The organism is Streptomyces sp. NPDC005263, assembly GCF_042872365.1.
Lineage (GTDB): Bacteria > Actinomycetota > Actinomycetes > Streptomycetales > Streptomycetaceae > Streptomyces.
The window spans coordinates 1,204,174-1,225,357 of record NZ_JBIAKJ010000001.1 but is presented as its reverse complement, the minus strand read 5'-3'; the positions used below and the strand labels follow the sequence as shown (position 1 = coordinate 1,225,357).

Sequence of the window (21,184 nt, the reverse complement as noted above, 5' to 3'; positions counted from 1 at the left end):
GTTCCATGATTCCCAAGCTGCCCCTGCACAGCCCTCGTTGGCTTGACCTCGACGGTGTGAAGGTCGAAGAGGTGAAAGCACTCCTGGAGCAGTTGTCCTCCGCGGCTGCCACCGGGAGCGGCGATGGATGGAGGCAGACCTGGACGTACCTGGCCGGCGGTCTGATGGACGACGGGACCGTCTTCGACGGGGCCTATGCCGCTCTCCCGCATCTCGTCGAGGCGGCAGCGGCCCTGCCTCCGGGACAGACCGCCGACTTCTGGGTGGACTTGGGATGCATCGTGACCGCGGAGGACAGGCCCCCTGTCCCGGCCGATCTCGAGACGGGGTTCGGCGCCGCACTGCGTCTCGCCGAGCGGGCGGCCACCCGAAGCCTCCTTGCCGCCGATACTGCTCCGCAGGTCTGCGCCCACCTCGTGCTCGCCTGCGTGGCCTTCGCCGGCCACCACATGGGCGAAGCGCTGTGGCGGTTCCCCGATCCCCGGGAAGCTGACCTCCTGCTGATATGTCCCGAGTGCGAGAGCGATACCGAGATCCCCGACTTCTTCGTCGACCCTGCACGTCCGCCCGCCGAGGCTCCGGGGCTGCCTGATCCCGCCCATGTCAGGCAGGGAGGACATACCTGGGGCGAGGTCGCTGCAGTATTGCGAGAGGAAGCGGTGGGAGAGGAGTGGGAGCCCTTCCTGCGGGTGGCACGCGAAGTCGCGATGGTCGGGGTACCCCCCGAAACACCGGGGCAAGCCGTCCTGTGTTTGGTCGTCGTCATGGTGGCGGTCGCGGGCACCCCGCAACAGGACGCAAGGGAGTTGGCCAGCCAACTGATGGCGCTCACCGGAGACTTCCGCTGCTGGGACTGCGAGCGGACGTGGACGATCGCCGACGGCCTGGCGGAGAACCCGGCCGGTGCGAGCCCCCGGCACCGTCCCACGGAGGCGCGGGCGGACTCCGACGAGTCGGCCGCCACGGTGGAGTCGACGGCGCCCGGACGAACAGGTGAAGCGGCGATTCGGTTCCGGCAGGACGGGAACGCGGTGCTCGCGGCCGACGGCACCCCCTGGGGCCGTATGTCGGTGTTCTCCGATTCGGCGCCCGGTTCATCCGGGGGTGTGAACGCGCTGGCGGTGGTGTCCCGCCCGGGTCGGCCGACGCTCGTGGCCGGCGCCGGCGCCGGCGCCGGGGACAGGGGCGTGGTGTGCCTGTGGGACGTGGCCGACGCCCGGCTCGTCCATGCCCCGCTGCCAGGACATCGTGACCGTATCCGCTCGATGACGGCCCTGCCCCTGCCCGACGGCCGCGTCCTTCTGGCGAGCGGAGGCGACACCGGGACGATCGCCCTGTGGAACCCCGCCACCGGGCAGCCGATCCGCGAACCGGCCGGGGACTGGCCTGGCGGGGTGACCGGAATGTGTACCGCGATCGTCCCCGACGGCCGCACCCTGCTCGTCACCGCCACCCCCAAAGGCGCCGTCCGGCTGTGGGATCCGGAAACCGGTGAGTGCGTCGGGCGCCTCAACCCCTATGGCAGTCCGATCCAGTCGATCGCCGCCGTCCCGATCTCCGCCGACCACACACTGATCGCGGCCGCGGACACCGCGGGCCGCCTTCATGTGTGGGACCCGGCCGTCGAGGACCCCTGGGAACGCGGCGCGGCCGTGCAGTTGAGCGCCCGTGCCCTCGCCGATGCCGACCACCGGGTGGCAGCCGTGGCGGCTGTGCCCACACCCGACCGAACCATGTTGGCCACCGGGGACAACCAGGGCGTGGTCATGCTGTGGGACCTTGCCACCGGTGCCCCGGTCGGCGACGGTCTGCCCGCCTCGACAGGCACCGGGGGCCTGCCGGTCATCACCGCCTCCACCCTGCACGGCGGCCATACGGTCCTGGTCACCGGCACCCGTCACGGTCACCGGCTGCGGGTATGGGAACCGGAGACCGGCGCGGTGGGGCACATCGCCCTGGATGTGGTGCTCACCTGTCTGGCCACCGCGGGTCCGGACCTGATCGTCGGGCACGACCGCGGGGTCCTGAGCCTCCCGCTCACCAGACGATGAACGCGTTCAGCCGAGACCCGTCTCACCCCGTCGCGCGGAGCCTCGGGACGGATGCCGAGAGCCCGCGCGACGTGCGCGACAGGCCGGTGCCTGTGGCCCGAACCTCGCGGATACCGCCCCCCGCGCGGCTCGTCCGGCCACGGACGGGATGGGCGGGCACGCGGCGCTGCCATCGGCTGTGGACGCCGTCCCGCGGCGCCGGGCCGGGAGTCCACCGCCCGTGCGGCGTCCAACTCTCCGGCCGGTCCGCGTTGTCCCATCGATCCGTCGTAGCCGTCTCGCGTCGGCTTCGACCGTAACGGGACCCGAGAGTTGCGAGGCCGGTGAGGCCAACGGGCTGTAGGAGCACGCGGATTCACGGTTGCGCTGCCCAAAAGCGACATGTCGGGGTTCGTTTCATTGCCGGCTTGCGCGGTCTGGTCGCGCACAAGGGCGCCGGGTGAACGCGGAAGGCCAACGATGCCTGGGCAGGGGAGCGATGACTGGTGTCGACGTCGGCGACAGAACGCTGTGGAAGGTACCCGGCGGAGGCATTCCCTACCGGACGCCGGCCATAGCCGACGGCGCCGTCTATGTCCTTGATGATCTCTTCGATCTGGTGGCGGTCGACGCGGACACCGGACAGCGACGCTGGACACTGCCCAACGACTCCCCGATCGAGGCATCGCCGGTGGCCGGCACCGGCGTTGTGTACTTCGCCGACAGCGCCGGCCCTCTGAGATCTCTACCGAACCCGGCGGTTCACCCCTCGCTCTGCGCGCACCTCCGCTATGCGACAGGCGAGCGGCCGTTCTTTGAACGCGGTCAGTTCCTCGTCCAGCTCACCGCAGATCCGCGAGAGCTCGGACTTGGAGATCCCGGAGTCCGCCCCAAGTGCTTTGACCAGGTCATCCACGCTGCGGGTGGACACGCCGTGCACGTATGCCTCCATCACCACGGCGAACAGCGCCCGGTCGATGCGCCGTCGGCGTTCCAGTAGGGAGGGGAAGAACGATACGGTCCGCACTTTCGGGATCTTCAGGTCCAGGTCGCCGGCCTGGGTGGTCAGCAGCCGGTCGCGGTGGCCGTTGCGCCAGGTCGTGCGCTTGTCGGGGTGCTCGCCCGGGGCGGCACCGATCAACTGGGCGGCCTCGGCCTCGATGAGCTGCTGCAGGATGCGCTCGCAGACCACCCTGGTTGCTTCAACTCCATCGGCCTGACGCAGTGACTCAAGCAGCCGCATCAGCTCAGACTGGGACAGGGCCATCGAATGCTCCTCCGGTTGAACTGGCCGTTCACCAGGGAGACTTGTGCGGTGGTCTGCCCTTGTTCAGGGAGCATGCACCGCCAGCGGATGTACGCCCCGGGCAGACACCCGCGCGTTCCGGGCCACTGCCCGGCTACACCACTTCACGGGACGCCATCCCATCCGACAGCGAACTCACCCCGCTCCAGGGCACCAGCAACCGACTACGGGGGCTTACCGAAGGCTTGCGTAGTTCACCAGAGAGGCTACCGAGAGCGGGCTTTCTGGCATGACGTGGTGGGCGACTATACGGGGCGTTTCCGTTCCGGGCAGACGGCTTACGGAGTCGTAGTCGACGAGTATGCCCCAGAGAGAAGATGTCGCCCTCGGGGAGACGGTACCTGTGCGGCAGCGTCCAGCCGGTGGACCTAGCCATGGCGTCGACACGTTTCAGGGAGCGTCCTGGCGGCAGAGCTATGACCGTCGGTGGGGACCAGCTGGGGACCACACAGTGTGCGCGATGGCGCACGAGGGATCCTGCTGCGCACATCATGCGTCCTGATTAGATCCGTTCTATCCAGAAAATTACCCTTGCCCCTTACTTCTGGGGGTCAAGGGGTCGCAGGTTCAAATCCTGTCGTCCCGACTTTACGAAGTCGCAGGTCAGGGGCCATTTCAGAGGAGATCTGAAATGGCCCCTTGATCATTCTTGGGGACTGGCTGGGGGCCGGCGCACTTGATTGGGGTGAAGCGCACCTTGACCCGGTCAAGGTGCGCTGCGTGGAGGCTTCGAACTGGTGGAGGACGACGCCGGCGCGTAGTTCGCGCAGGTCCGGGACGGGATGTGGTGGCAGAGGGGTGCCGGGGTCGGGCAGGAGGTCGCGGGCGGCGCGGATCGGCACCGCCGTGATCGAGGACGCCTACGGGCGTGCCAGCCCGTGACGGTCGGCCCAGTCGTTGATCGCCGAGGCCAGCTCCTCGGGGCGGTCCTCCGGGGTGTGGTGGCCGGCCAGGCCGTGGCGGGAGACCTCCAGGCACGCGATGTTCTCCTCGCACCAGGCCACGGTCCCCTGGTCGGTCATCGAGCCCGGTCCCGGCTCGAACGCGGCGAGCAGTTTGGGGACTTCGGGGCTGGCGGCCAGCCAGGCGTCGTACCGCTCGATGCGGGCCACGACGTCGGCGGGCTCGGCGTCCAGCGGCATCATGCGCGTCCACGCCAGTACCGGGCGGCGGCTGTGCGGGGTCGGGAAGGGGCGGCGGTAGACCTCCAGGTCGGCAGGGTCGAGCGGGGTGGCGAGTGTGTCCGGGAGCCCCTCGATGAACAGCGACTTCTCCAGGATCATCTCCTCGCCTACCCCGGGGGTGCGGAGGAGACCGAACAACTTCCGCCCGGCTGCCGGGAATTCGTCGCCGACCAGCGGCTTGATGATGGTCTCCGTAAAGGCGAGGCCGCGGACGGTGCCCGGGAGGCGGGCGGCGCGGTCGAAAGCGAGCGCGCCGCCCCAGTCATGGCCGACGAGGACGGCGTCGGTAAGGCCGAGGGCGTCGAACCACGCGTCGAGGTAGCGGGCGTGGTCGTCGAAGGAGTAGGCGAGGTCGGGCTTGCCGGAGTCACCCATGCCGATGAGGTCGGGGGCCAGAAGGCGGCGGCCGGGCGCGGCCACCCCCGGCAGGACGTTCCGCCACAGGTGGGAGGAGGTGGGGTTGCCGTGAAGGAAGACGAAGGGCAGCCCGTCGGGGTCGCCGGACTCGCGGTAGTAGAGGGTGGAATCGAGGATGGGGAGGGTGGGCATGGCGGTGTCACTTCGCTTTCGACACGGGGGATTCAGAGGATGAGGTTCAGGACGCGGGCGACGGCGATCTCGACGACGACCAGGTCCAGCGGGGTGGGCGGGTCCGCGCGGTAGCGGACGGTATAGCGGCGGACCGCCTCGGCCAGATGAGCGGGGGCATCGGTGACGGCGGCCCGGCCTTCGAGTGTGATCCAGCGGAAGCCGTCCGCCTGACAGAGCGCCACACGGGCCGCCGGGCCGGCCGCCTTCACGTTCCGGGCCTTGCGGGCCCCCGCCCGGGTGGTCACCCGGACCAGGCCGGTGGCCGCGTCGAAGGTGAAGCGGACAGGGGTGACGTGCGGGGTGCCGTCGGGACGGAGGGTGGTGAGGGTGGCCGTGTGCGGGAGAGTGAGGAACGCTCGTGCGACGGACGAAAGTTGGAAGGTGGGGCGGCTCACTTCTTCTGCACGCCCTCGTCCCAGATCAGCTTGGCGATGTTCGGCTTCACGGCCGTGGTGATGACGCCCATGGCCGTACGGACGTACCGCCGCTCCGTCAATTCGCGCAGCATGCTCGCGGCGAGGTCGGCACGGGCGGTGAAGACGCCGTCGGCGCTGGTCTCGGCAGTGTGGTAGTCCGTGACGACGGGGTGCTCGAACAGGCCCGAAGGCCGGACGAAGGTCCAGTCGAGGCCCGTCTGACGGATCACGGCCTCCATACGGCGCATGTCCTCGTGGAGGGTACGGCCGAGACGTCGGTTCACCAGCGGGTCGAGCACATGGTTGAAGAAGTGCGCGCCGGTAGGGCGCCAGTTCGGGTCGGCGATGCTGGAGCTGACGGCGAGCAGCCGCTTGATGCCGTGGCGGGCCATGGCCCCGGTGATGACGGTGGCGCTCGCGGAGTAGGTGGTGATGGTCTCCTTGCTGAAGCGCGCGCCCAGCGCTGAGAGGACGGCGTCAGTGCCGTCGATCGCGGCGTCGACAGCCGCCGGGTCGGTGGCGTCGGCGACGGCCACGGCAAGGCCGGGCCGCGCGGACAGGGAGCCGGGTCTGCGGGTCACGGCGACGACCTCGTGGCCGGCGTCCAGGGCCTGCTCGGTGAGGCGGCGGCCGGTCGGTCCGTTGGCGCCGAAGACTGCGATACGCATGGTGTCGGGTCATCCCTTCGTGGGGTAGCGGGAACGCCCTTGACTGTGCTGCTCACTCCACGCAGGCTCAACGCTGATGAATAACGCCCGCCCTGCCCCCGCCCGCACCCGAGGCCGCCCCCGCGGCAACCCGCCGACCCGTGAGTCGATCGTCTCGGCGGCCCGTTCGCTGTTCCTGGAGCACGGCTACCGGGGCACCACCCTGCGCGCGGTGGCCGGGGCCGTCGGAGTCGACCCGGCGCTGATCGCGTACCACTTCGGCTCGAAAAAGGGCCTGTTCGCAGACATGATGCAGTTCCAGTGCGCCAGTGCGCTGGCGGTGGACGACGTCCTCGGCGGCGATCCGGCCACCCTCCCCGACCGCCTGATCGACGCGGTGACCGACCTGTGGGAGGACGCCGACTTCCAGCAGCTCACCATCCAGGGCGACGAAGCCGCCGAGGTGATCCGCGAATACCTGGAACGCGAGCTGCTGGGCCGGCTTGTTGAATTTCTCGGCGGCCGGGACGCGACCGCCCGCGCCACGGCCGTAGTGACGATCCTGGGCGGCCTCATCTACACCCGCTACCTCAACCCCCTCCCCACCCCCGCCGCCCTCACCCCGTCCGAGATCCGTCACAGCCTGACCCCGGCGCTGCGCGCGGTACTGGCCCCGAGGCGACGCGCCGCGGCGCCCACCGCTGCCGGCCGACGGGGCTCGCCGGCCTCGGGCGGAGGCGCCGTCCGCCAGGGCGGCGGCTTCACAGGCCGTAACAGCCATGTCACCGCCGAGAAGCAGCAGGTCGACAACGAACCTCCGCACCCGCCCAATCGGGGTGCCCGGGTGCCACCTTCGGCCCTTGCCGTGAAGTCGTAGCCGACGAGTGTGCCCCAGAGGGAGCTTTCTGCACCCACCCTGCGTCCTGGTTAAGTCTGCTATATCCAGAAAGTACCTTCGACGCTCACTCCTGGGGGTCAAGGGGTCGCAGGTTCAAATCCTGTCGTCCCGACTTGTGAAGTAGCAGGTCGGAGGTCATTTCCGGTGGACCGGAGGTGGCCTCTTCGTCGTCCCTGGGGGTCGGACGGGCGCTGGACGGGCGCCGGATGGGGGCCGGGCGCCATGGGGTGGCCCCGTAACGCACCTTGACTCGGTTCCACCGAAGAGCCGACGTGGGTGATTTGGTGCGATATGTGCTTGATCTTGCTTTTTGTGGCACCTAGTGTTCGCCGGAGGAACGCCGCGAGGCCCTGGTCCCGTGCCACCGTCCGGAAGCGAGGTGTGGAGCGCGTGAACGTGAGGTGCGGCTGCCGGCCCGTTTCGGGTCAGAAGAGACGTCGCAGCGGGACGCGATGGCTGCGGGCGTTCGCCGTACTGCCGTTGCTGGCGTCGGTGCTCGCCGCCTGCGGCAGCGACGAGGGCTCCGGTAGGCCCACCCTCAACTGGTACAACTTCCCCGACGACTCCGGTGCGCTCCAGAAGGCAGCCGACCGGTGCAGCCAGGCGTCGGGCGGCCGCTACCGGATCAGCTACAACAAGCTTCCGCGCGCCGCCGACGGCCAGCGGCAGCAGATGGTCCGCAGGCTCGCCGCCCAGGACGACTCCCTCGACATCCTGGGCCTGGACGTCACCTGGGCCGCGGAGTTCGCCGAGGCCCGCTGGATCCGCGAGTGGACCGGAGCGGCGAAGCAGCAGGCCACCGAGGGAACCCTGCGGGTACCGCTGCAGACCTCGACCTGGAAGGGCAAGCTGTACGCGGTCCCGTACAACACCAACACCCAACTCCTCTGGTACCGCAAGGACCTGGTCCCCACCCCGCCCAAGACCTGGGCCGAGATGATCGCCATGGCCCGCGCCCTCGCCAAGCAGGGCAAACCGCACTTCGTGGAGATCCAGGGCGCCCAGTACGAGGGCCTGACCGTCTGGTTCAACACGCTGATCAACAGCGCGGGCGGCTCCATCCTCAACCCGGCCGCGACCGAGCCCTCCCTGGGCCCGCCGGCCGTCAGATCCGCCGAGATCATGCGGCGGCTGGCGAAATCCCCGGCGGCGGACCCCTCCCTGTCCAACCAGATGGAGGACCAGAACCGCCTCGCCATGGAGTCGGGAACGGCGGCGTTCGAGATCAACTACCCGTTCGTCTATCCGTCGATGAAGGCGAACAACCCGGACCTGTTCAAGGACTTCCGGTGGGCCCCGTACCCCCGGGCCGACGCGGGCCGCCCCGCCCGTCCCACCATCGGCGGCATCGACCTGGCCGTGAGCGCCTACTCGCGCCACCCCGACCTGGCCTTCGAAGCGGCCCTGTGCCTGCGCGACCGGGAGAACCAGCTCACCGCCGCGCTCGACGGCGGACTGCCGCCCACCCTGCGCGCCCTGTACGACGACCCGGCGTTCATGAAGGCATACCCGTTCTCCCGTGAGGTGCTGACCTCCCTGGAAGCGGCGAGCGTACGTCCGCTCACTCCGGCCTACCAGAACATCTCGATCGCGATCTCCCACACGCTCTCCCCGCCGTCGGCGATCGAGCCGGTGAGCTCCATCAACACCATCAGGGACCAGATCGACGATGCCCTGCGATCCGAGGGTGTGATCCCGTGAGCACGCAAGCCGAACCGGCCGGAGCCCCCCAGCCCCCGAAGACGGAGCCCTCCAAGCAGGAGCGGGCGGCGGTCTCGGCGGGCGCCCGGCAGGAGCGACGGCTCGGCTGGCTGCTGTGCGCACCCGCCGTCATCGTCATGCTCGCGGTGACCGCCTACCCCATCGGATACGCCGTCTACCTGTCTCTCCAGCGCTACGACCTGCGGTTTCCCGGACAGGCGAAGTGGGTGGGCCTGAGCAACTACGGGGCCGTGCTGACCTCGACGTTCTGGTGGGACGCGTTCTGGGTGACGCTGTTCATCACCGTCGTGTCCGTGGCCATCGAACTGGCCCTCGGCATGGGCCTCGCCCTGGTCATGCACCGCACGATCTTCGCGCGCGGCGTCGTGCGCACCTCGGTCCTCATCCCGTACGGCATCGTCACCGTGGTCGCCGCCTTCTCCTGGCAGTACGCCTGGACACCGGACCTCGGCTACCTCGCCGGACTGCTGCCCAGCGGGGACGCCCCGCTGACCGAACAGTGGCCCGCCCTGTGGCTGATCGTCCTCGCGGAGGTGTGGAAGACGACCCCGTTCATGGCGCTGCTGCTGCTCGCGGGCCTCGCCCTGGTCCCCGAGGAGACCCTGCGGGCGGCCATGGTGGACGGCGCCACGCCCTGGCAGCGGTTCATCAAGGTCATGCTGCCGCTGATGAAGCCGGCCATCCTGGTGGCGCTGCTCTTCCGCACCCTGGACGCGTTCCGGATCTTCGACAACATCTACATCTTGACCGCGGGCGCCCAGGACACGGGCTCCGTGTCGATCCTCGGGTACGACAACCTGTTCACCGCGCTGAACCTGGGCATCGGGTCGGCGATCTCGGTCCTGATCTTCATCTGTGTCGGGATCATCGCCTTCACGTTCGTCAAGCTGTTCGGCGCGGCCGCTCCGGGCGCGGAGGTGAAGCGCTGATGGCCGCCGTAGGAAAGACGCACGCGGCCCGATGGGCCGTCATCAACGTCGTGGTGGTGCTGTACGCCCTGTTCCCGGTGTGGTGGATCGCCGCGCTGTCGTTCAAGGACCCCAGCACCCTCACCGACGGCGACTACATCCCGAGGGACTGGACCTGGGAGAACTACCGGGGCATCTTCGCGACCTCCGAGTTCACCAGGGCGCTGATCAACTCGATCGGCATCGCCCTGATCGCCACCGTCATCGCGGTGGTGCTCGGCACCATGGCCGCCTACGCGGTGGCCCGGCTGCGGTTCCCCGGCAAGCGGGTCCTCATCGGCATGTCGCTGCTGATCGCCATGTTCCCGCCGATCTCGCTGGTGTCACCGCTGTTCAACATCGAGCGGAACATCGGGATCTTCGACACCTGGATCGGGCTGATCATCCCGTACATGACCTTCTCGCTGCCGCTGGCGATCTACACCCTGTCGGCGTTCTTCCGGGAGATCCCCTGGGACCTGGAGAAGGCCGCCAAGGTGGACGGGGCGACGCCCGCGCAGGCCTTCCGCAGGGTCATCGTGCCGCTGGCCGCGCCGGGCGTGTTCACCACGGCCATTCTCGTGTTCATCTTCTGCTGGAACGACTTCCTGTTCGCGATCTCGCTGACCTCCACCGAGGCCGCGCGCACGGTGCCGGCCGCGATCGCCTTCTTCACCGGGAGCTCCCAGTTCCAGCAGCCCACAGGGTCGATCGCCGCCGCCGCTGTGGTCATCACCATCCCGATCATCGTTTTCGTCCTGTTCTTCCAGCGGCGGATCGTCGCCGGACTGACCTCCGGGGCAGTCAAGGGGTGAACGGGCCGACCGCGGCAGACCGGCCACCGGACCGAGACACCGACCCCAGTGCTCGGACCCGGAAGGCATGAAGGCAAGGAGGCACCATCCATGGCCGAGATCATCCTTGAGGGAGTCACCAAGCGCTTTCCCGACGGGGCCCTCGCCGTGAAGGACGTGGACCTCGAGATCGCCGACGGCGAGTTCGTGATCCTGGTCGGTCCGTCGGGCTGCGGCAAGTCCACCACCCTGAACATGATCGCCGGACTTGAGGACATCACCGAGGGAACCCTGCGCATCGGAGGCCGAGTCGTCAACGACCTGGCTCCGAAGGAACGCGACGTCGCCATGGTGTTCCAGAGCTATGCCCTGTACCCGCACATGAACGTCCGGGAGAACATGGGCTTCCCGCTGCGCCTGGCCAAGGTGGACAAGGACACCGTCAACGCCAAGGTGACGGAAGCCGCCCGGATCCTCGACCTGACCGAGCACCTGGACCGCAAGCCCGCCAACCTCTCGGGCGGTCAGCGCCAGCGGGTGGCGATGGGACGGGCGATCGTCCGTGATCCCAAGGCGTTCCTGATGGACGAGCCGCTGTCCAACCTGGACGCCAAACTCCGGGTACAGATGCGCACCCAGATCTCCCGGCTGCAGCGGCGCCTGGGCACGACCACCGTGTACGTCACCCACGACCAGACCGAGGCGATGACGCTCGGCGACCGCGTCGTGGTCATGAGGCAGGGCCTGGTCCAGCAGATCGGCACACCCGCCGAGCTGTACGACCTCCCGCGCAACATCTTCGTCGCCGGCTTCATCGGCTCCCCGGCGATGAACTTCCTCAACGCCACCCTGGAGGACGGTGCCCTGCGCTCGCCCCTGGGCGACCTGCCCCTCGACGACCGTACGAGGCAGGCGCTGGAAGAGGCGAACGCGCCCCGCGAGGTCATCCTAGGGCTGCGACCTGAGGCCTTCGAGGACGCGGCGCTGTCCCACGAGCGGGAACGGACGGGCCCGACGTTCACCGCCACCGTGGACGTACTGGAGTCGCTGGGCTCCGACGTGTACGTCTACTTCACCGCGGAGGGCGGCCCCGCGACGACCACCGAACTGGAGGAGCTCGCCGCGGACTCGGGCGTGCGGGACACCGGCGCCGACACCCATCAGATCGTGGCCCGCCTGGACGCCGCCACGCGTGCCCGTGAGGGCGAACCGGTCGAGATGCGGGTCGACATGGCCAAGGCCCACGTGTTCGACCCGTCGACCGGAGCGAACCTCACGCACCCGGTGCGGGCGGACTGACGACCGCGCCGCACAGGGCACGGATCCGCATCCCGTACCCGGCGATCCAGCAGGTGCGGCCGGTCTCCGGGCTGTCTTCCCCGAGGAAATCGGTCGCGCCCCGTGGGACGAGCCGTTAGCTTCCGCCTGAGCGATGAGGTACGAGACGCGACGGCGAGGGAGTCAGGCATGGGGACCGAGGGTGTGCGGACCGACCGTTTGGGCTTACTGCTCGGCCAGTTCGACGACGCCAGGGACACGGCCCGGGCGCGCCTGGCGGGGCTCGGCGACGAGGAGTACCTGTGGGAGCCGGTGCCCGACTGCTGGTCGATCCGGCGCCGGGGCGAGGCGGTGACGCCCAGGGCGTTCGGGCCGGGCGAGTGGGTGCTCGATCTGGGCGCGGGGCAGATCCCGGCAGGCGAGTACGCCGAGGTCGCCCGGCAGGCGGCCGGCGGCATGACCGTCGCCGAGATCGCCGATGACTGGAGCGTGAGCGTCGAACGGGTCGAGCAGATCCTCGCCGGCACCGCTGAGCCGGAGCCCGACGACACCCCGGTCACGACCATCGCGTGGCGGCTGGGGCATCTGCACTTCCACTTCGCGGGCCCCTGGGAGTGGACCTTCGGTGAACGGCGCCAGGAGCCGAAGCTGTTGGTCGATTTCACCCCCTCCGCCGGCCTGGCACTCGAGCGGTTCTGGGAGGTGATCGACCGCTGGCGCGACAGCGTCGCCACCGTCACCGAGGAGGAGCTCGACACGGTCGGGTTCTCGCAGTACCCGTACAGCAACGACGCCGACTACCCGTTCGCCTCCGTGCTGGCGGGGGCCAACATCGAATTCATCCACCACATGGCCGAGATCGCGTTGCTCCGGGACCTGTGGCGGACCCGCTTCACCACCGGCGGACCGGCCAGGGCTCAGTAGCGTGCCGTGACGGCCGTCAGATAGCCGCGCAGCATGGTCTTCGCCTCGTCGAGGAGGGCCGCGTCGCCCCGGGTGTCGCTGCGGAACGCCTCCTGGGCGAGCGCGTCGGCGGTGAGGATCGCGGCATGGCAGGAACGGGCGAGCGCCTCGTCGTCGGTGGCGAGGCCGAGGGCGAGCAGGATGCGGCGGATCCCGTCGGCCATCCGGCGCTTGTGCTCGCGGTCCGCGGTGCGGGTCCGCTCGGTCAGGCCGCTGCCGAACCAGAGGGCGCGGAAACCGTGTTCGGTGCGGTAGATCTCGGTGTACGCGTCGATGAGGACACCGACCGGGTCGCTCCAGCGCTCGGCCGCCGCGGCCCCGACGAGGTCGTCCATCGTGGCTTCGAGTTTCGCGAAGTAGCCGGCCGCCAGTGCTTCGATGATCGCGCCCCGGTCGGGAAGGTACTGGTACAGCGACCCCACCGACACCCTCGCCTCCGCCGCGATCCGGGTGGTGGTGAGCGCCTCGACCCCCTCGTCGACCAGCACCCGCTCGGCGGTCTCCAGAACCCGGGCCAGGCGCGCCCTGCTGCGCGCCTGCTGGGGGGTGCGCCGGAGGGAGGCGAGCCCCGCCGTCCGGCCGAGGTCGGTGGTCGGCTCGTTCACGCGACAACGACCTCCACAAGTGAATGTGACATTGTTTCAGGTTTAGGTTAGCGTCGCGCGCATGACCGACTCAAGCTCGGCGCTGGACGAGGAGCGGGCCGCGGTAGCCGCCGCGTGCCGCCGGCTGGGAGCCGAGGGCCTGCTCATCGGTACGGCGGGGAACGTCAGCGTGCGTGCGGGGGAGCGGGTCGCGATCACCGCTACCGGCGCGGTGCTCGCCGAGCTGACCCCGGACCAGGTGACCGTCGTCGATCTCGACGGGAAGACCGTGGCCGGCACCCTGCGCCCGACCTCGGAGCTGGACCTGCACCTGGGCGTCTATCGACGCCACGGCACCGGCGCGGTCGTGCACACGCATGCCCCCATGGCCACCGCTCTGTCCTGCGTCCTCGACGAACTACCCTGCATTCACTACCAGTTGCTCACCCTGGGCGGCACCGTGCGGGTGGCGCCGTACGCCACCTTCGGCACCCCGGAACTCGCCGAATCGGTGCTCGCGGCGCTCGAGGGCCGCAGCGCCGCACTGATGGCCAACCACGGCTCGCTCACCCACGCACCGACCCTCGACAAGGCGGTCGAACACGCGCTGCTGCTGGAGTGGGCCTGTGGTGTCTACCAGCGCGCGGCGGCCCTGGGCCCGCCCCGCGTCCTCGACGAACAGCAGCAGCTCGCGGTGATCGAGGCCGCGCTCGCAAGGAACTACGGCACCACCCAGCCCTTGTCACCCGAGCAGGAGGGACCCCGATGAAGGTCGTCACGATGGGCGTGCACGTACTGGACGTACTGGTACGCCCGGTGGAGGAGATACCCGAGGGACAGGGCGCGACCCTGGTGGACGACATCCGGATGACCGCCGCCGGAACGGCCGGCGGTACCGCCCTCACCCTCGCCAAGCTGGGCGCCTCGGTCCGCACCGCCGGCGCGATCGGTACCGACCCCACCGGTGACCTGCTGGTGAGCCTGCTCAACCGGGCGGGCATCGACACCGAGTTGCTGGTCCGCCGCGTCGACACCTCCACCTCCGCGAGCGTCCTGCCCATCCGTCCCAACGGCGACCGCCCCTCCCTCCATCTGCTGGGCGCCAACGTCACCTACGGCCTCGACGACGTGCCCTGGGACGCCATCGCCGAGGCCACGCACCTGCATCTCGGCGGCCCCGAGCTGATCGGTGTCGACGTCGCCGCGCGCATCCTGTCGCACGCCAAGGAGCACGGTGTGGTCACCTCCATGGACCTGCTCGCGCCCGGTGTACTCGGCGGCTTCGACCAGATCGAGCAGGCGCTGCCGTACGTCGACCATCTGCTGCCCAACGACGACCAACTCCTCGGCTTCACCGGCGAGGACGACCTGATGGCAGGCGCCCAGAAGCTCCTGGCCGCCGGTGTCGGCGTGGTCGCGGTGACCCGCGGCGGCGACGGCGCGCTGGTCGTGACAGCCGAGGGCACCGAGACGGTCCCCGCCTTCGCGATCGACGTCGTCGACAGCACCGGGTGCGGCGACGCGTTCTCCGCGGGCTTCCTGCGCGGGATCAGCCTCAGCCGCACACCCCGTGAGGCGGCCGTTCTCGGCTGCGCGGCGGCCGCGCTGGTGGCGCAGGGGCTCGGCAGCGACCACGGGGACTTCGACCTCGCCGAGGCCGACGAGTTCTCCATGGTTCACAAGACCCGCTCCTGAGCCGCCCTGAACCTCTGGTCCCGGGCGCGCGGGACACGGAAACCGCAGGTGACCCCCGAGCGCCCGGCCCGCAGTGGTAGAAGCGGGCATGACCAACTCGTACTCCGCCTCCCTCCCGGCAGGCCCCCGATGACCGCCGGTGCCGACACCCCCGACCGCCGGGGACGCACCGGACTCGACCGCACCGGCCTCGACCTGACCGGCAACCCGCGCGTCAGGGTGCGCGACGTGACCCTGCTCTCCAGCCACTGGTACGTCGAGCGTGCCACCACCTTCGACTACCGGCACGCCGACGGCACCTGGACGACCCAGCAGCGCGAGACCCACGACCGCGGCAACGGCGCCACCATGCTGCTGTACGACACCGAACGGGAGACCGTGCTGCTCACCCGGCAGTTCCGGTTCCCGGTGTACGTCAACGGACATCCCGACGGCATGCTGGTCGAAACCCCCGGCGGGCTCCTCGACGACGAGGACGAGCACCCGGAGATCGCCGTACGGCGGGAGGTCGTGGAGGAGACCGGGCACACCATCGGCGAGGTCCGGCACGTCTTCGACGTCTACATGAGCCCCGGCTCGGTCACCGAACGCGTCAGCTTCTACGCCGCCGCCTACGGACCCTCGACCCACACCCACGAAGGGGGCGGCCTGGACGAGGAGGGCGAGGACATCGAGATCCTCGAACTGCCCTTCCGCCGCGCCCTGGAGATGATCCGGACCGGGGAGATCGCCGACGCCAAGACCATCATGCTCCTGCAATGGGCCGCCCTGGAGGGGCCGTTCGCCCGCTGAGCCTCCCAACCCCCCGCGCGCGCCCTCGACTCGAAGGGAGCTCGGGGACGACTGATAACCTGACCGGCCCTCTACGGTGAAGGACCCCTCGTGACACTCGGCATGGTGCTCGGCGACCGCTCCTCACGCGCTTCGACGCGGGAGCGGTAACCTCCCCGGCCCGACCCCCGGCCCGAACCCGGGCCTGTCGGCCCGACTGACCCGTGCCATGGCCCGGGCGATCGCCCGTGCCCGTCACGGGCGGTTCGCCACGCCCCTCGTCGAAGTGCTCTTCGTGCCCCTGCACGTTCCTTCACGAGGAGTACGTCGTGTCCACCATCCACTGGACCGAGGACCACACCACCCACGCCGCCCGCTGGCACTCCGAGGGCCAGACCCCGCCGCCGCGCCGGATCGTCGTCGCCGACGAGAGCCTGCGCGCCGCCACCGCGCACCGCCTGGCCTGCGAGGGTGTCGGGCTGCTCTGGCGGGGCGACTATCAGAGCGCCCGTCAGCTCCTGACCGCCATGGGCCGACGCGTCGACCGCACCGCGCGCGTGCCGGAGAGCGACCCGGTGCAGGCCTACCGTCTGCACCGCCGGGCCCGGGCCCACCGCGCCCGGGTCCTCGGCAGGCTGCTCGTCCAGCTGGAGGACGGTCACACCCTGAACCTGCGCCGGGCACCCGACGTACGGGAGGCGTGCACGGCGGCCTACGGTCCGTCGCGCGGCCCCGTGGTGATCTCGCTCCGGGAACTGCTCGGCGTGCTCGGTGCCTGGCAGTGGCGGCTCAAGGGCGTGGCGGTACCGGCCCTGAGGGCCCGGGTCCACCCGCACTACGGGGTGTTCGCCCCGGTCCGCGGTGAGTACGTCGACCTCGTCGCGCAGGCTCCCGTCCCCGGCCGTACCGCGTTCGACCTGGGTACCGGGACGGGAGTGCTGGCCGCCGTCCTCGCCCGGCGCGGCCTCGAACAGGTCGTGGCCACGGACATCAGCCCGCGCGCCCTGGCCTGTGCGCGCGACAACGTCCAGCGGCTCGGTGTCGCCGCGCGCGTCGCCGTGACCGGACCGGCCCTGTACCCGGACGGCCGCGCCGACCTCGTCGTCTGCAACCCGCCGTGGCTGCCGGGACGGCCCGTCTCGGACCTCGAACGCGGCGTACAGGACCCCGACTCGGCCATGCTCCGCGGCTTCCTCGACGGGCTCCCCGCCCACCTCACCCCCGGCGGCGAGGGGTGGCTCGTCCTCTCCGACCTGGCCGAACACTTCGGTCTGCGCAGCCGCCAGGACCTGCTCGCCCTCATCGACGAGGCCGGCCTGCGCGTCGTCGGGCGGCTCGACACCCGCCCCAGGCACCCGAGGTCACGGGACCCCCGCGATCCTCTGCACACCGCCCGCGCGGCCGAGGTCACCTCCCTGTGGCGGCTGACCGCGCGGTGCCGTCGAGGAACGGGGATCAGGGTCTGACCAGCAGCTGGAAGTCGAAGGTGTACCGGGACGCGCGGTAGATGTGGGTGCCGTACTCGACCGGGCGGCCGGTGTCGTCGAACGCGGTGCGCTGCATGGTCAACAGGGCGGCGCCCTGGCTCTCGTCGAGGAGGTGGGCCTCCTCGGCGGTGGCGCTGCGGGCGCCGACGGTCTGGCGGGCGCTGTGCAGGGTGATGCCGGCGGTGCGCAGCATGCGGTAGAGGCCGGTCGACCCGAGGCGGGCGGTGTCGAGGTCGAGCAGGCCCGCGGGCAGGTAGTTGACCAGGAAGGCCACGGGCTGGCCGTGGGTGGAGCGCAGCCGCTCCAGGCACGTGACCTCGCAGCCCTCGGCGACCCCGAGGGCGGCCGCCACGTCCGCGGACGCGACGACGTCCTCGTTGCGCACCACCCGGGTGGCGGGTCCCTGTCCGGCCGCCTCCAGGTCGTCGTAGAGGCTGCTGAGTTCGAGCGGGCGCTTGACCTGGCTGTGCACCACCTGGGTGCCGACCCCGCGGCGGCGCACCAGCAGTCCCTTGTCGACCAGGGACTGGATGGCCTGGCGGACCGTCGGACGGGACAGGCCGAGACGTACGGACAGGTCGACCTCGTTGCCCAGCAGGTTGCCGGGGGCGAGGACGCCGTGCTCGATCGCCGCCTCCAGCTGCTGGGCGAGCTGGTAGTACAGCGGCACCGGACTGCCGCGGTCCAGCGCGAAGTCCAGGGAGCTGAGCGCGGGGGCGGCCATGGCACGCGGATCCCCGCCGGTCTTCGCCATGGACGTACCTTCCTCCAAAGGCCGGGAGCGGGGCATCACAGGTGGTGGCGGCGGGTGGCGACCTCGCGGTCGTACTCCTCACGGGCCCGTACGGCGGCCGCGCGGGAGGCGGTCTCGGCCACCGGCACGTCCCACCAGGCCTCGGCCGGGGGAGCGCTCGGGCCATCGGCGCCGGTCTCGACGTACACACACGTCGGACGGTCCGAGGCGCGGGCCGTGCCCAGCGCCTCGCGCAACTCCCGCACGGTCTTGGCGCGCAGTACGTCCATGCCGAGGCTGGCCGCGTTCGCGGCGAGGTCGACGGGCAGCGGGGCGCCGGAGAAGGTCCCGTCGGCGGCCCGGTAGCGGTAGGCGGTGCCGAAACGCTCACCGCCCACCGACTCGGAGAGGCCGCCGATGGAGGCGTAGCCGTGGTTCTGGATCAGGACCAGGTTGACCGGCAGACCCTCCTGGACGGCGGTGACGATCTCCGTCGGCATCATCAGGTACGTGCCGTCGCCGACCAGCGCCCACACGGCGGTGCCCGGCGTGGCCTGCTGGACGCCGATCGCGGCCGGGATCTCGTAGCCCATGCAGGAGTAGCCGTACTCCAGGTGGTACTGGCGCGGGCCGCGGGCCCGCCACAGCTTGTGCAGGTCGCCGGGGAGTGAGCCGGCCGCGTTGATCACCACGTCGTCGTCGCCGACCACGGAGTCCAGCGCGCCGAGCACCTGGGTCTGGGTCGGTACGGCGTGCTCGTCGTCGGCACGGTAGGCGGCTGCCACGACCCGCTCCCAGCGCTCCTTGCCGGCGCCGTACTCGGTGGCGTACGCGGGATCCACCCGGTGGCCGTCGAGGCCCGCGGCGAGCGCCTCCAGGCCGGCTCTCGCGTCGCAGACGAGCGTTCGGGCCGCCAGCTTGTGGGCGTCGAACGCCGTGATGTTGAGGTTCAGGAACCGGACGCCCGGGTGCTGGAAGAGCGTGCCGGAGGCGGTGGTGAAGTCGCTGTAGCGGGTTCCGACACCGATCACCAGGTCCGCGGTGCGGGCGATGTCGTCGCACACCGCGGTGCCGGTGTGGCCGATGCCGCCGAGGTCGGCGGGATGGTCGTGGCGCAGCGAGCCCTTGCCCGCCTGGGTGGAGGCGACCGGGATGCCGGTGGCGTCCACCAGGGCTCGCAGCGCGGCCTCGGCCTCGCTGTGGTGCACGCCGCCGCCCGCGACGATCAGCGGGCGTTCGGCGGCCCGGATCGCCCGTACCGCCTCGGCCAGTTCGACCGGGTCGGGCGCGGGACGCCGTACGCGCCACACCCGGTCGGCGAAGAACTCCGCCGGCCAGTCGTACGCCTCCACCTGCACGTCCTGCGGCAGTGCGAGGGTGACCGCGCCGGTCTCGGCGGGATCCGCCAGCACCCGCATCGCGTTCAGCGCCGAGGGGATGAGGGCCTCGGGCCGGGTGACGCGGTCGAAGTAACGCGAGACCGGGCGCAGGGTGTCGTTGACGGACACGTCGGCCTCGGTCGGGTGCTCCAGCTGCTGAAGGAGCGGGTCGGCGGCGCGGGTGGCGAAGTAGTCGCCGGGCAGCAGCAGCACCGGCAGGCGGTTGACGGTGGCGAGGGCCGCGCCGGTGACGAGGTTCGTCGCGCCCGGCCCGATGGAGGTGGTCACCGCCTGCGCGGAGAGGCGGTTGAGCTGACGTGCGTGACCCACCGCCGCGTGCACCATCGCCTGCTCGTTGCGGCCCTGGTGGAACGGCATCGCGGCCCCCTCCCCGATGCCTGCCTCCAAAAGCGCCTGGCCGACACCCGCCACGTTGCCGTGGCCGAAGATGCCCCAGGTACCGGCGATCAGCCGGTGCCGTACGCCGTCCCGCTCGGTGTACTGGACGGACAGGAACCGCACCAGCGCCTGGGCGACGGTCAGGCGGACGCTCGTGGGGTGACTCATCGGGACCTCACTGGGAAGGGGCGGGGGACAGGGGGCGGGCACTCACGAAGGGTTCCGGTCAGGCCGTCGCGCTCGGGAGCGTCGCGCCCGGGTCCACGAGGTGCGGCTGGGCGGGGAGCGGCTGCGCCGCGCGTGGTCGCGGTACGCCGGCGAGCAGGTCCTCGACCTCGGGACAGGTCGGCATCGCGGCGGAGCAGGCGGGGCGGGAGGCGACCAGGGCGCCCGCCGCGTTGGCGTACCGCAGGACGTCCGGCAACTCCCAGCCGGACAGCAGCCCGTGGCACAGCGCGCCGCCGAACGCGTCGCCCGCGCCGAGCCCGTTGACCACCTCGACCGGAAGCGGCGGCACCGCTACCGCCGTACCGTCCCGGTGCACGGCGAGCACGCCGTCCGGGCCCTGTTTCACCACGGCCAGTTCGACGCCCGCCGCGAGCAACGCCTCGGCGCACGCCCGCGGTTCGCGCACTCCGGTGGCGATCTCGCACTCGTCGAGATCGCCCAAGGCGACGGTGGCGTGCCGCAGGGCCTCCCGGTAGTACGGGCGGGCCTCCTCCGCGTCCGCCCAGGAGGTGTCGTTCCACAGGGCCGGCCGCCAGTCCAGGTCGAAGACGGTCGTCCCGGACCGGCCGCGGGCCTTGAGCGCGGCGAGCGTGGCCGACCGGCTCGGTTCCCCGCTCAGACCGGTACCGGTGATCCACAGGATCCGGGCCGACCGGATGGCGAAGTAGTCCAACTCGTCGGTGTGGATCCGCAGGTCGGGGGCGCTCGGCCGACGGTAGGAGTACAGCGGGAAGTGGTCCGGCGGGAAGATCTCGCAGAACGTCACCGGGGTCGGCAGACCCTCCACCGGCGTCACCCAGCGGTCATCGACGCCGAACTCCGTGAGCGTCTGGTGGAGATAGCTGCCGAAGGGGTCGTCGCCGGTGCGGGTGATCACCGCGGCGCGGCGGCCGAGCCGGGCGGCGGCGACCGCCACGTTCGCCGCCGAACCGCCGAGAAACTTCCCGAAGGTCTCCACGCGCGCCAACGGCACTCGGGCCTGCTGCGGGTAGAGATCAACTCCGATACGGCCCATACTGATCACGTCGAAGTGCTGGGCTGAGCCTGCCATGCGCGACACTCCTCGGTCCGGACTGGGGAAGCGGGTCCCACGGGACCCGTTGTTCCAGGTGTAGGACTCGAAGGGTGACAC

Annotated in this window: 17 protein-coding genes and 3 pseudogenes; 12 read left to right on the top strand and 8 right to left on the bottom strand. The window is 70.7% G+C overall.

Going from position 1 to position 21,184, the window contains the following annotated elements:
• The first annotated feature begins 5 nt into the window (after nt 1-5).
• On the top strand, nt 6-2,051 hold the full coding sequence (locus tag ACFYRY_RS05560) for a WD40 repeat domain-containing protein (protein ID WP_389140329.1): 2,046 nt from the start codon (nt 6-8) through the stop codon (nt 2,049-2,051).
• Nucleotides 2,052-2,529: 478 nt separating this feature from the next.
• Nucleotides 2,530-2,757 (top strand): annotated as a pseudogene (locus tag ACFYRY_RS05555) (PQQ-binding-like beta-propeller repeat protein); the annotation flags it as partial.
• A 75-nt stretch (nt 2,758-2,832) separates the two neighbouring features.
• Here the strand turns inward: ACFYRY_RS05555 and ACFYRY_RS05550 are convergent.
• From ACFYRY_RS05550 to ACFYRY_RS05535, 4 genes and pseudogenes are all read right to left on the bottom strand, one after another.
• Nucleotides 2,833-3,297, bottom strand: a pseudogene (locus tag ACFYRY_RS05550) (transposase); the annotation flags it as partial.
• A gap of 899 nt (nt 3,298-4,196) precedes the next feature.
• A complete protein-coding gene (locus ACFYRY_RS05545; protein WP_389140327.1) occupies nt 4,197-5,069 on the bottom strand; it encodes a haloalkane dehalogenase in 873 nt (290 codons plus the stop codon).
• A gap of 32 nt (nt 5,070-5,101) precedes the next feature.
• The gene (locus ACFYRY_RS05540) at nt 5,102-5,506 is read right to left on the bottom strand and encodes a pyridoxamine 5'-phosphate oxidase family protein (protein ID WP_389140323.1); all 405 of its coding nucleotides are present in this window, start codon (nt 5,504-5,506) and stop codon (nt 5,102-5,104) included.
• Nucleotides 5,503-6,195: an NAD(P)-dependent oxidoreductase gene (locus ACFYRY_RS05535; RefSeq protein ID WP_389140321.1), complete on the bottom strand. Its 693-nt coding sequence runs from the start codon at nt 6,193-6,195 to the stop codon at nt 5,503-5,505. Before ACFYRY_RS05535 ends, ACFYRY_RS05540 begins: the two co-directional genes overlap by 4 nt.
• 76 nt (nt 6,196-6,271) lie before the next feature.
• Between ACFYRY_RS05535 and ACFYRY_RS05530 the strand changes: the two are divergent.
• The 6 genes and pseudogenes from ACFYRY_RS05530 to ACFYRY_RS05505 all read left to right on the top strand — a co-directional run.
• Nucleotides 6,272-6,859, top strand: a pseudogene (locus ACFYRY_RS05530) (TetR family transcriptional regulator); the annotation flags it as partial.
• Nucleotides 6,860-7,462: 603 nt separating this feature from the next.
• Nucleotides 7,463-8,773 (top strand): ABC transporter substrate-binding protein, encoded by a 1,311-nt coding sequence (locus tag ACFYRY_RS05525; protein ID WP_389140319.1) that lies wholly within the window; start codon nt 7,463-7,465, stop codon nt 8,771-8,773.
• On the top strand, nt 8,770-9,723 hold the full coding sequence (locus ACFYRY_RS05520; protein ID WP_389140317.1) for a carbohydrate ABC transporter permease: 954 nt from the start codon (nt 8,770-8,772) through the stop codon (nt 9,721-9,723). Before ACFYRY_RS05525 ends, ACFYRY_RS05520 begins: the two co-directional genes overlap by 4 nt.
• Nucleotides 9,723-10,556, top strand: coding sequence for a carbohydrate ABC transporter permease (locus ACFYRY_RS05515; protein WP_389140315.1), 834 nt, complete (start codon nt 9,723-9,725; stop codon nt 10,554-10,556). The genes ACFYRY_RS05520 and ACFYRY_RS05515 overlap by 1 nt, the downstream gene beginning before the upstream one ends.
• Nucleotides 10,557-10,646: 90 nt before the next feature.
• Nucleotides 10,647-11,834: an ABC transporter ATP-binding protein gene (locus ACFYRY_RS05510; protein WP_389140313.1), complete on the top strand. Its 1,188-nt coding sequence runs from the start codon at nt 10,647-10,649 to the stop codon at nt 11,832-11,834.
• A 168-nt stretch (nt 11,835-12,002) separates the two neighbouring features.
• Nucleotides 12,003-12,737 (top strand): DinB family protein, encoded by a 735-nt coding sequence (locus tag ACFYRY_RS05505; RefSeq protein WP_389140311.1) that lies wholly within the window; start codon nt 12,003-12,005, stop codon nt 12,735-12,737.
• On the opposite strand, the gene ACFYRY_RS05500 is transcribed toward ACFYRY_RS05505, so the two are convergent.
• Nucleotides 12,731-13,381 carry a TetR family transcriptional regulator gene (locus ACFYRY_RS05500; RefSeq protein ID WP_389140309.1) on the bottom strand — a complete coding sequence of 217 codons (651 nt, stop codon included), beginning with the start codon at nt 13,379-13,381 and terminating at the stop codon, nt 12,731-12,733. The two genes, ACFYRY_RS05505 and ACFYRY_RS05500, sit on opposite strands and share 7 nt — an antisense overlap.
• A gap of 61 nt (nt 13,382-13,442) precedes the next feature.
• On the opposite strand from ACFYRY_RS05500, the gene ACFYRY_RS05495 reads away from it, so the two are divergent.
• From ACFYRY_RS05495 to ACFYRY_RS05480, 4 genes are all read left to right on the top strand, one after another.
• Nucleotides 13,443-14,129 carry a class II aldolase/adducin family protein gene (locus ACFYRY_RS05495; RefSeq protein ID WP_389140307.1) on the top strand — a complete coding sequence of 229 codons (687 nt, stop codon included), beginning with the start codon at nt 13,443-13,445 and terminating at the stop codon, nt 14,127-14,129.
• Nucleotides 14,126-15,055 carry a carbohydrate kinase family protein gene (locus ACFYRY_RS05490; protein ID WP_389140305.1) on the top strand — a complete coding sequence of 310 codons (930 nt, stop codon included), beginning with the start codon at nt 14,126-14,128 and terminating at the stop codon, nt 15,053-15,055. The genes ACFYRY_RS05495 and ACFYRY_RS05490 overlap by 4 nt, the downstream gene beginning before the upstream one ends.
• 129 nt (nt 15,056-15,184) lie before the next feature.
• Nucleotides 15,185-15,847 (top strand): NUDIX domain-containing protein, encoded by a 663-nt coding sequence (locus ACFYRY_RS05485; protein WP_389140303.1) that lies wholly within the window; start codon nt 15,185-15,187, stop codon nt 15,845-15,847.
• A gap of 308 nt (nt 15,848-16,155) precedes the next feature.
• On the top strand, nt 16,156-17,292 hold the full coding sequence (locus ACFYRY_RS05480) for a methyltransferase (RefSeq protein ID WP_389140301.1): 1,137 nt from the start codon (nt 16,156-16,158) through the stop codon (nt 17,290-17,292).
• On the opposite strand, the gene ACFYRY_RS05475 is transcribed toward ACFYRY_RS05480, so the two are convergent.
• From ACFYRY_RS05475 to iolC, 3 genes are read right to left on the bottom strand one after another with little or no spacing between them, the layout of a single operon-like run.
• Nucleotides 17,282-18,067: a GntR family transcriptional regulator gene (locus ACFYRY_RS05475; protein ID WP_389140299.1), complete on the bottom strand. Its 786-nt coding sequence runs from the start codon at nt 18,065-18,067 to the stop codon at nt 17,282-17,284. The genes ACFYRY_RS05480 and ACFYRY_RS05475 overlap by 11 nt on opposite strands.
• A 35-nt stretch (nt 18,068-18,102) precedes the next feature.
• Complete coding sequence (gene iolD / locus ACFYRY_RS05470) at nt 18,103-19,992, bottom strand: 3D-(3,5/4)-trihydroxycyclohexane-1,2-dione acylhydrolase (decyclizing) (RefSeq protein WP_389140297.1); 1,890 nt, start codon at nt 19,990-19,992, stop codon at nt 18,103-18,105.
• Between the two features lie 58 nt (nt 19,993-20,050).
• Nucleotides 20,051-21,103, bottom strand: a complete 1,053-nt coding sequence (iolC, locus tag ACFYRY_RS05465) for a 5-dehydro-2-deoxygluconokinase (RefSeq protein WP_389140295.1) — start codon at nt 21,101-21,103, stop codon at nt 20,051-20,053.
• Between the last annotated feature and the right edge of the window lie 81 nt (nt 21,104-21,184).

What these genes read in the sequence shown, in the direction of transcription:
- ACFYRY_RS05560 (WP_389140329.1), top strand. Translation starts at nt 6, where the DNA reads ATGATTCCCAAGCTGCCCCTGCACAGCCCTCGTTGGCTTGACCTCGAC.
- ACFYRY_RS05545 (WP_389140327.1), bottom strand. Translation starts at nt 5,069, where the DNA reads ATGCCCACCCTCCCCATCCTCGATTCCACCCTCTACTACCGCGAGTCC.
- ACFYRY_RS05535 (WP_389140321.1), bottom strand. Translation starts at nt 6,195, where the DNA reads ATGCGTATCGCAGTCTTCGGCGCCAACGGACCGACCGGCCGCCGCCTC.
- ACFYRY_RS05515 (WP_389140315.1), top strand. Translation starts at nt 9,723, where the DNA reads ATGGCCGCCGTAGGAAAGACGCACGCGGCCCGATGGGCCGTCATCAAC.
- ACFYRY_RS05510 (WP_389140313.1), top strand. Translation starts at nt 10,647, where the DNA reads ATGGCCGAGATCATCCTTGAGGGAGTCACCAAGCGCTTTCCCGACGGG.
- ACFYRY_RS05505 (WP_389140311.1), top strand. Translation starts at nt 12,003, where the DNA reads ATGGGGACCGAGGGTGTGCGGACCGACCGTTTGGGCTTACTGCTCGGC.
- ACFYRY_RS05495 (WP_389140307.1), top strand. Translation starts at nt 13,443, where the DNA reads ATGACCGACTCAAGCTCGGCGCTGGACGAGGAGCGGGCCGCGGTAGCC.
- ACFYRY_RS05490 (WP_389140305.1), top strand. Translation starts at nt 14,126, where the DNA reads ATGAAGGTCGTCACGATGGGCGTGCACGTACTGGACGTACTGGTACGC.
- ACFYRY_RS05485 (WP_389140303.1), top strand. Translation starts at nt 15,185, where the DNA reads ATGACCGCCGGTGCCGACACCCCCGACCGCCGGGGACGCACCGGACTC.
- ACFYRY_RS05475 (WP_389140299.1), bottom strand. Translation starts at nt 18,067, where the DNA reads ATGGCGAAGACCGGCGGGGATCCGCGTGCCATGGCCGCCCCCGCGCTC.
- iolD (WP_389140297.1), bottom strand. Translation starts at nt 19,992, where the DNA reads ATGAGTCACCCCACGAGCGTCCGCCTGACCGTCGCCCAGGCGCTGGTG.
- iolC (WP_389140295.1), bottom strand. Translation starts at nt 21,103, where the DNA reads ATGGCAGGCTCAGCCCAGCACTTCGACGTGATCAGTATGGGCCGTATC.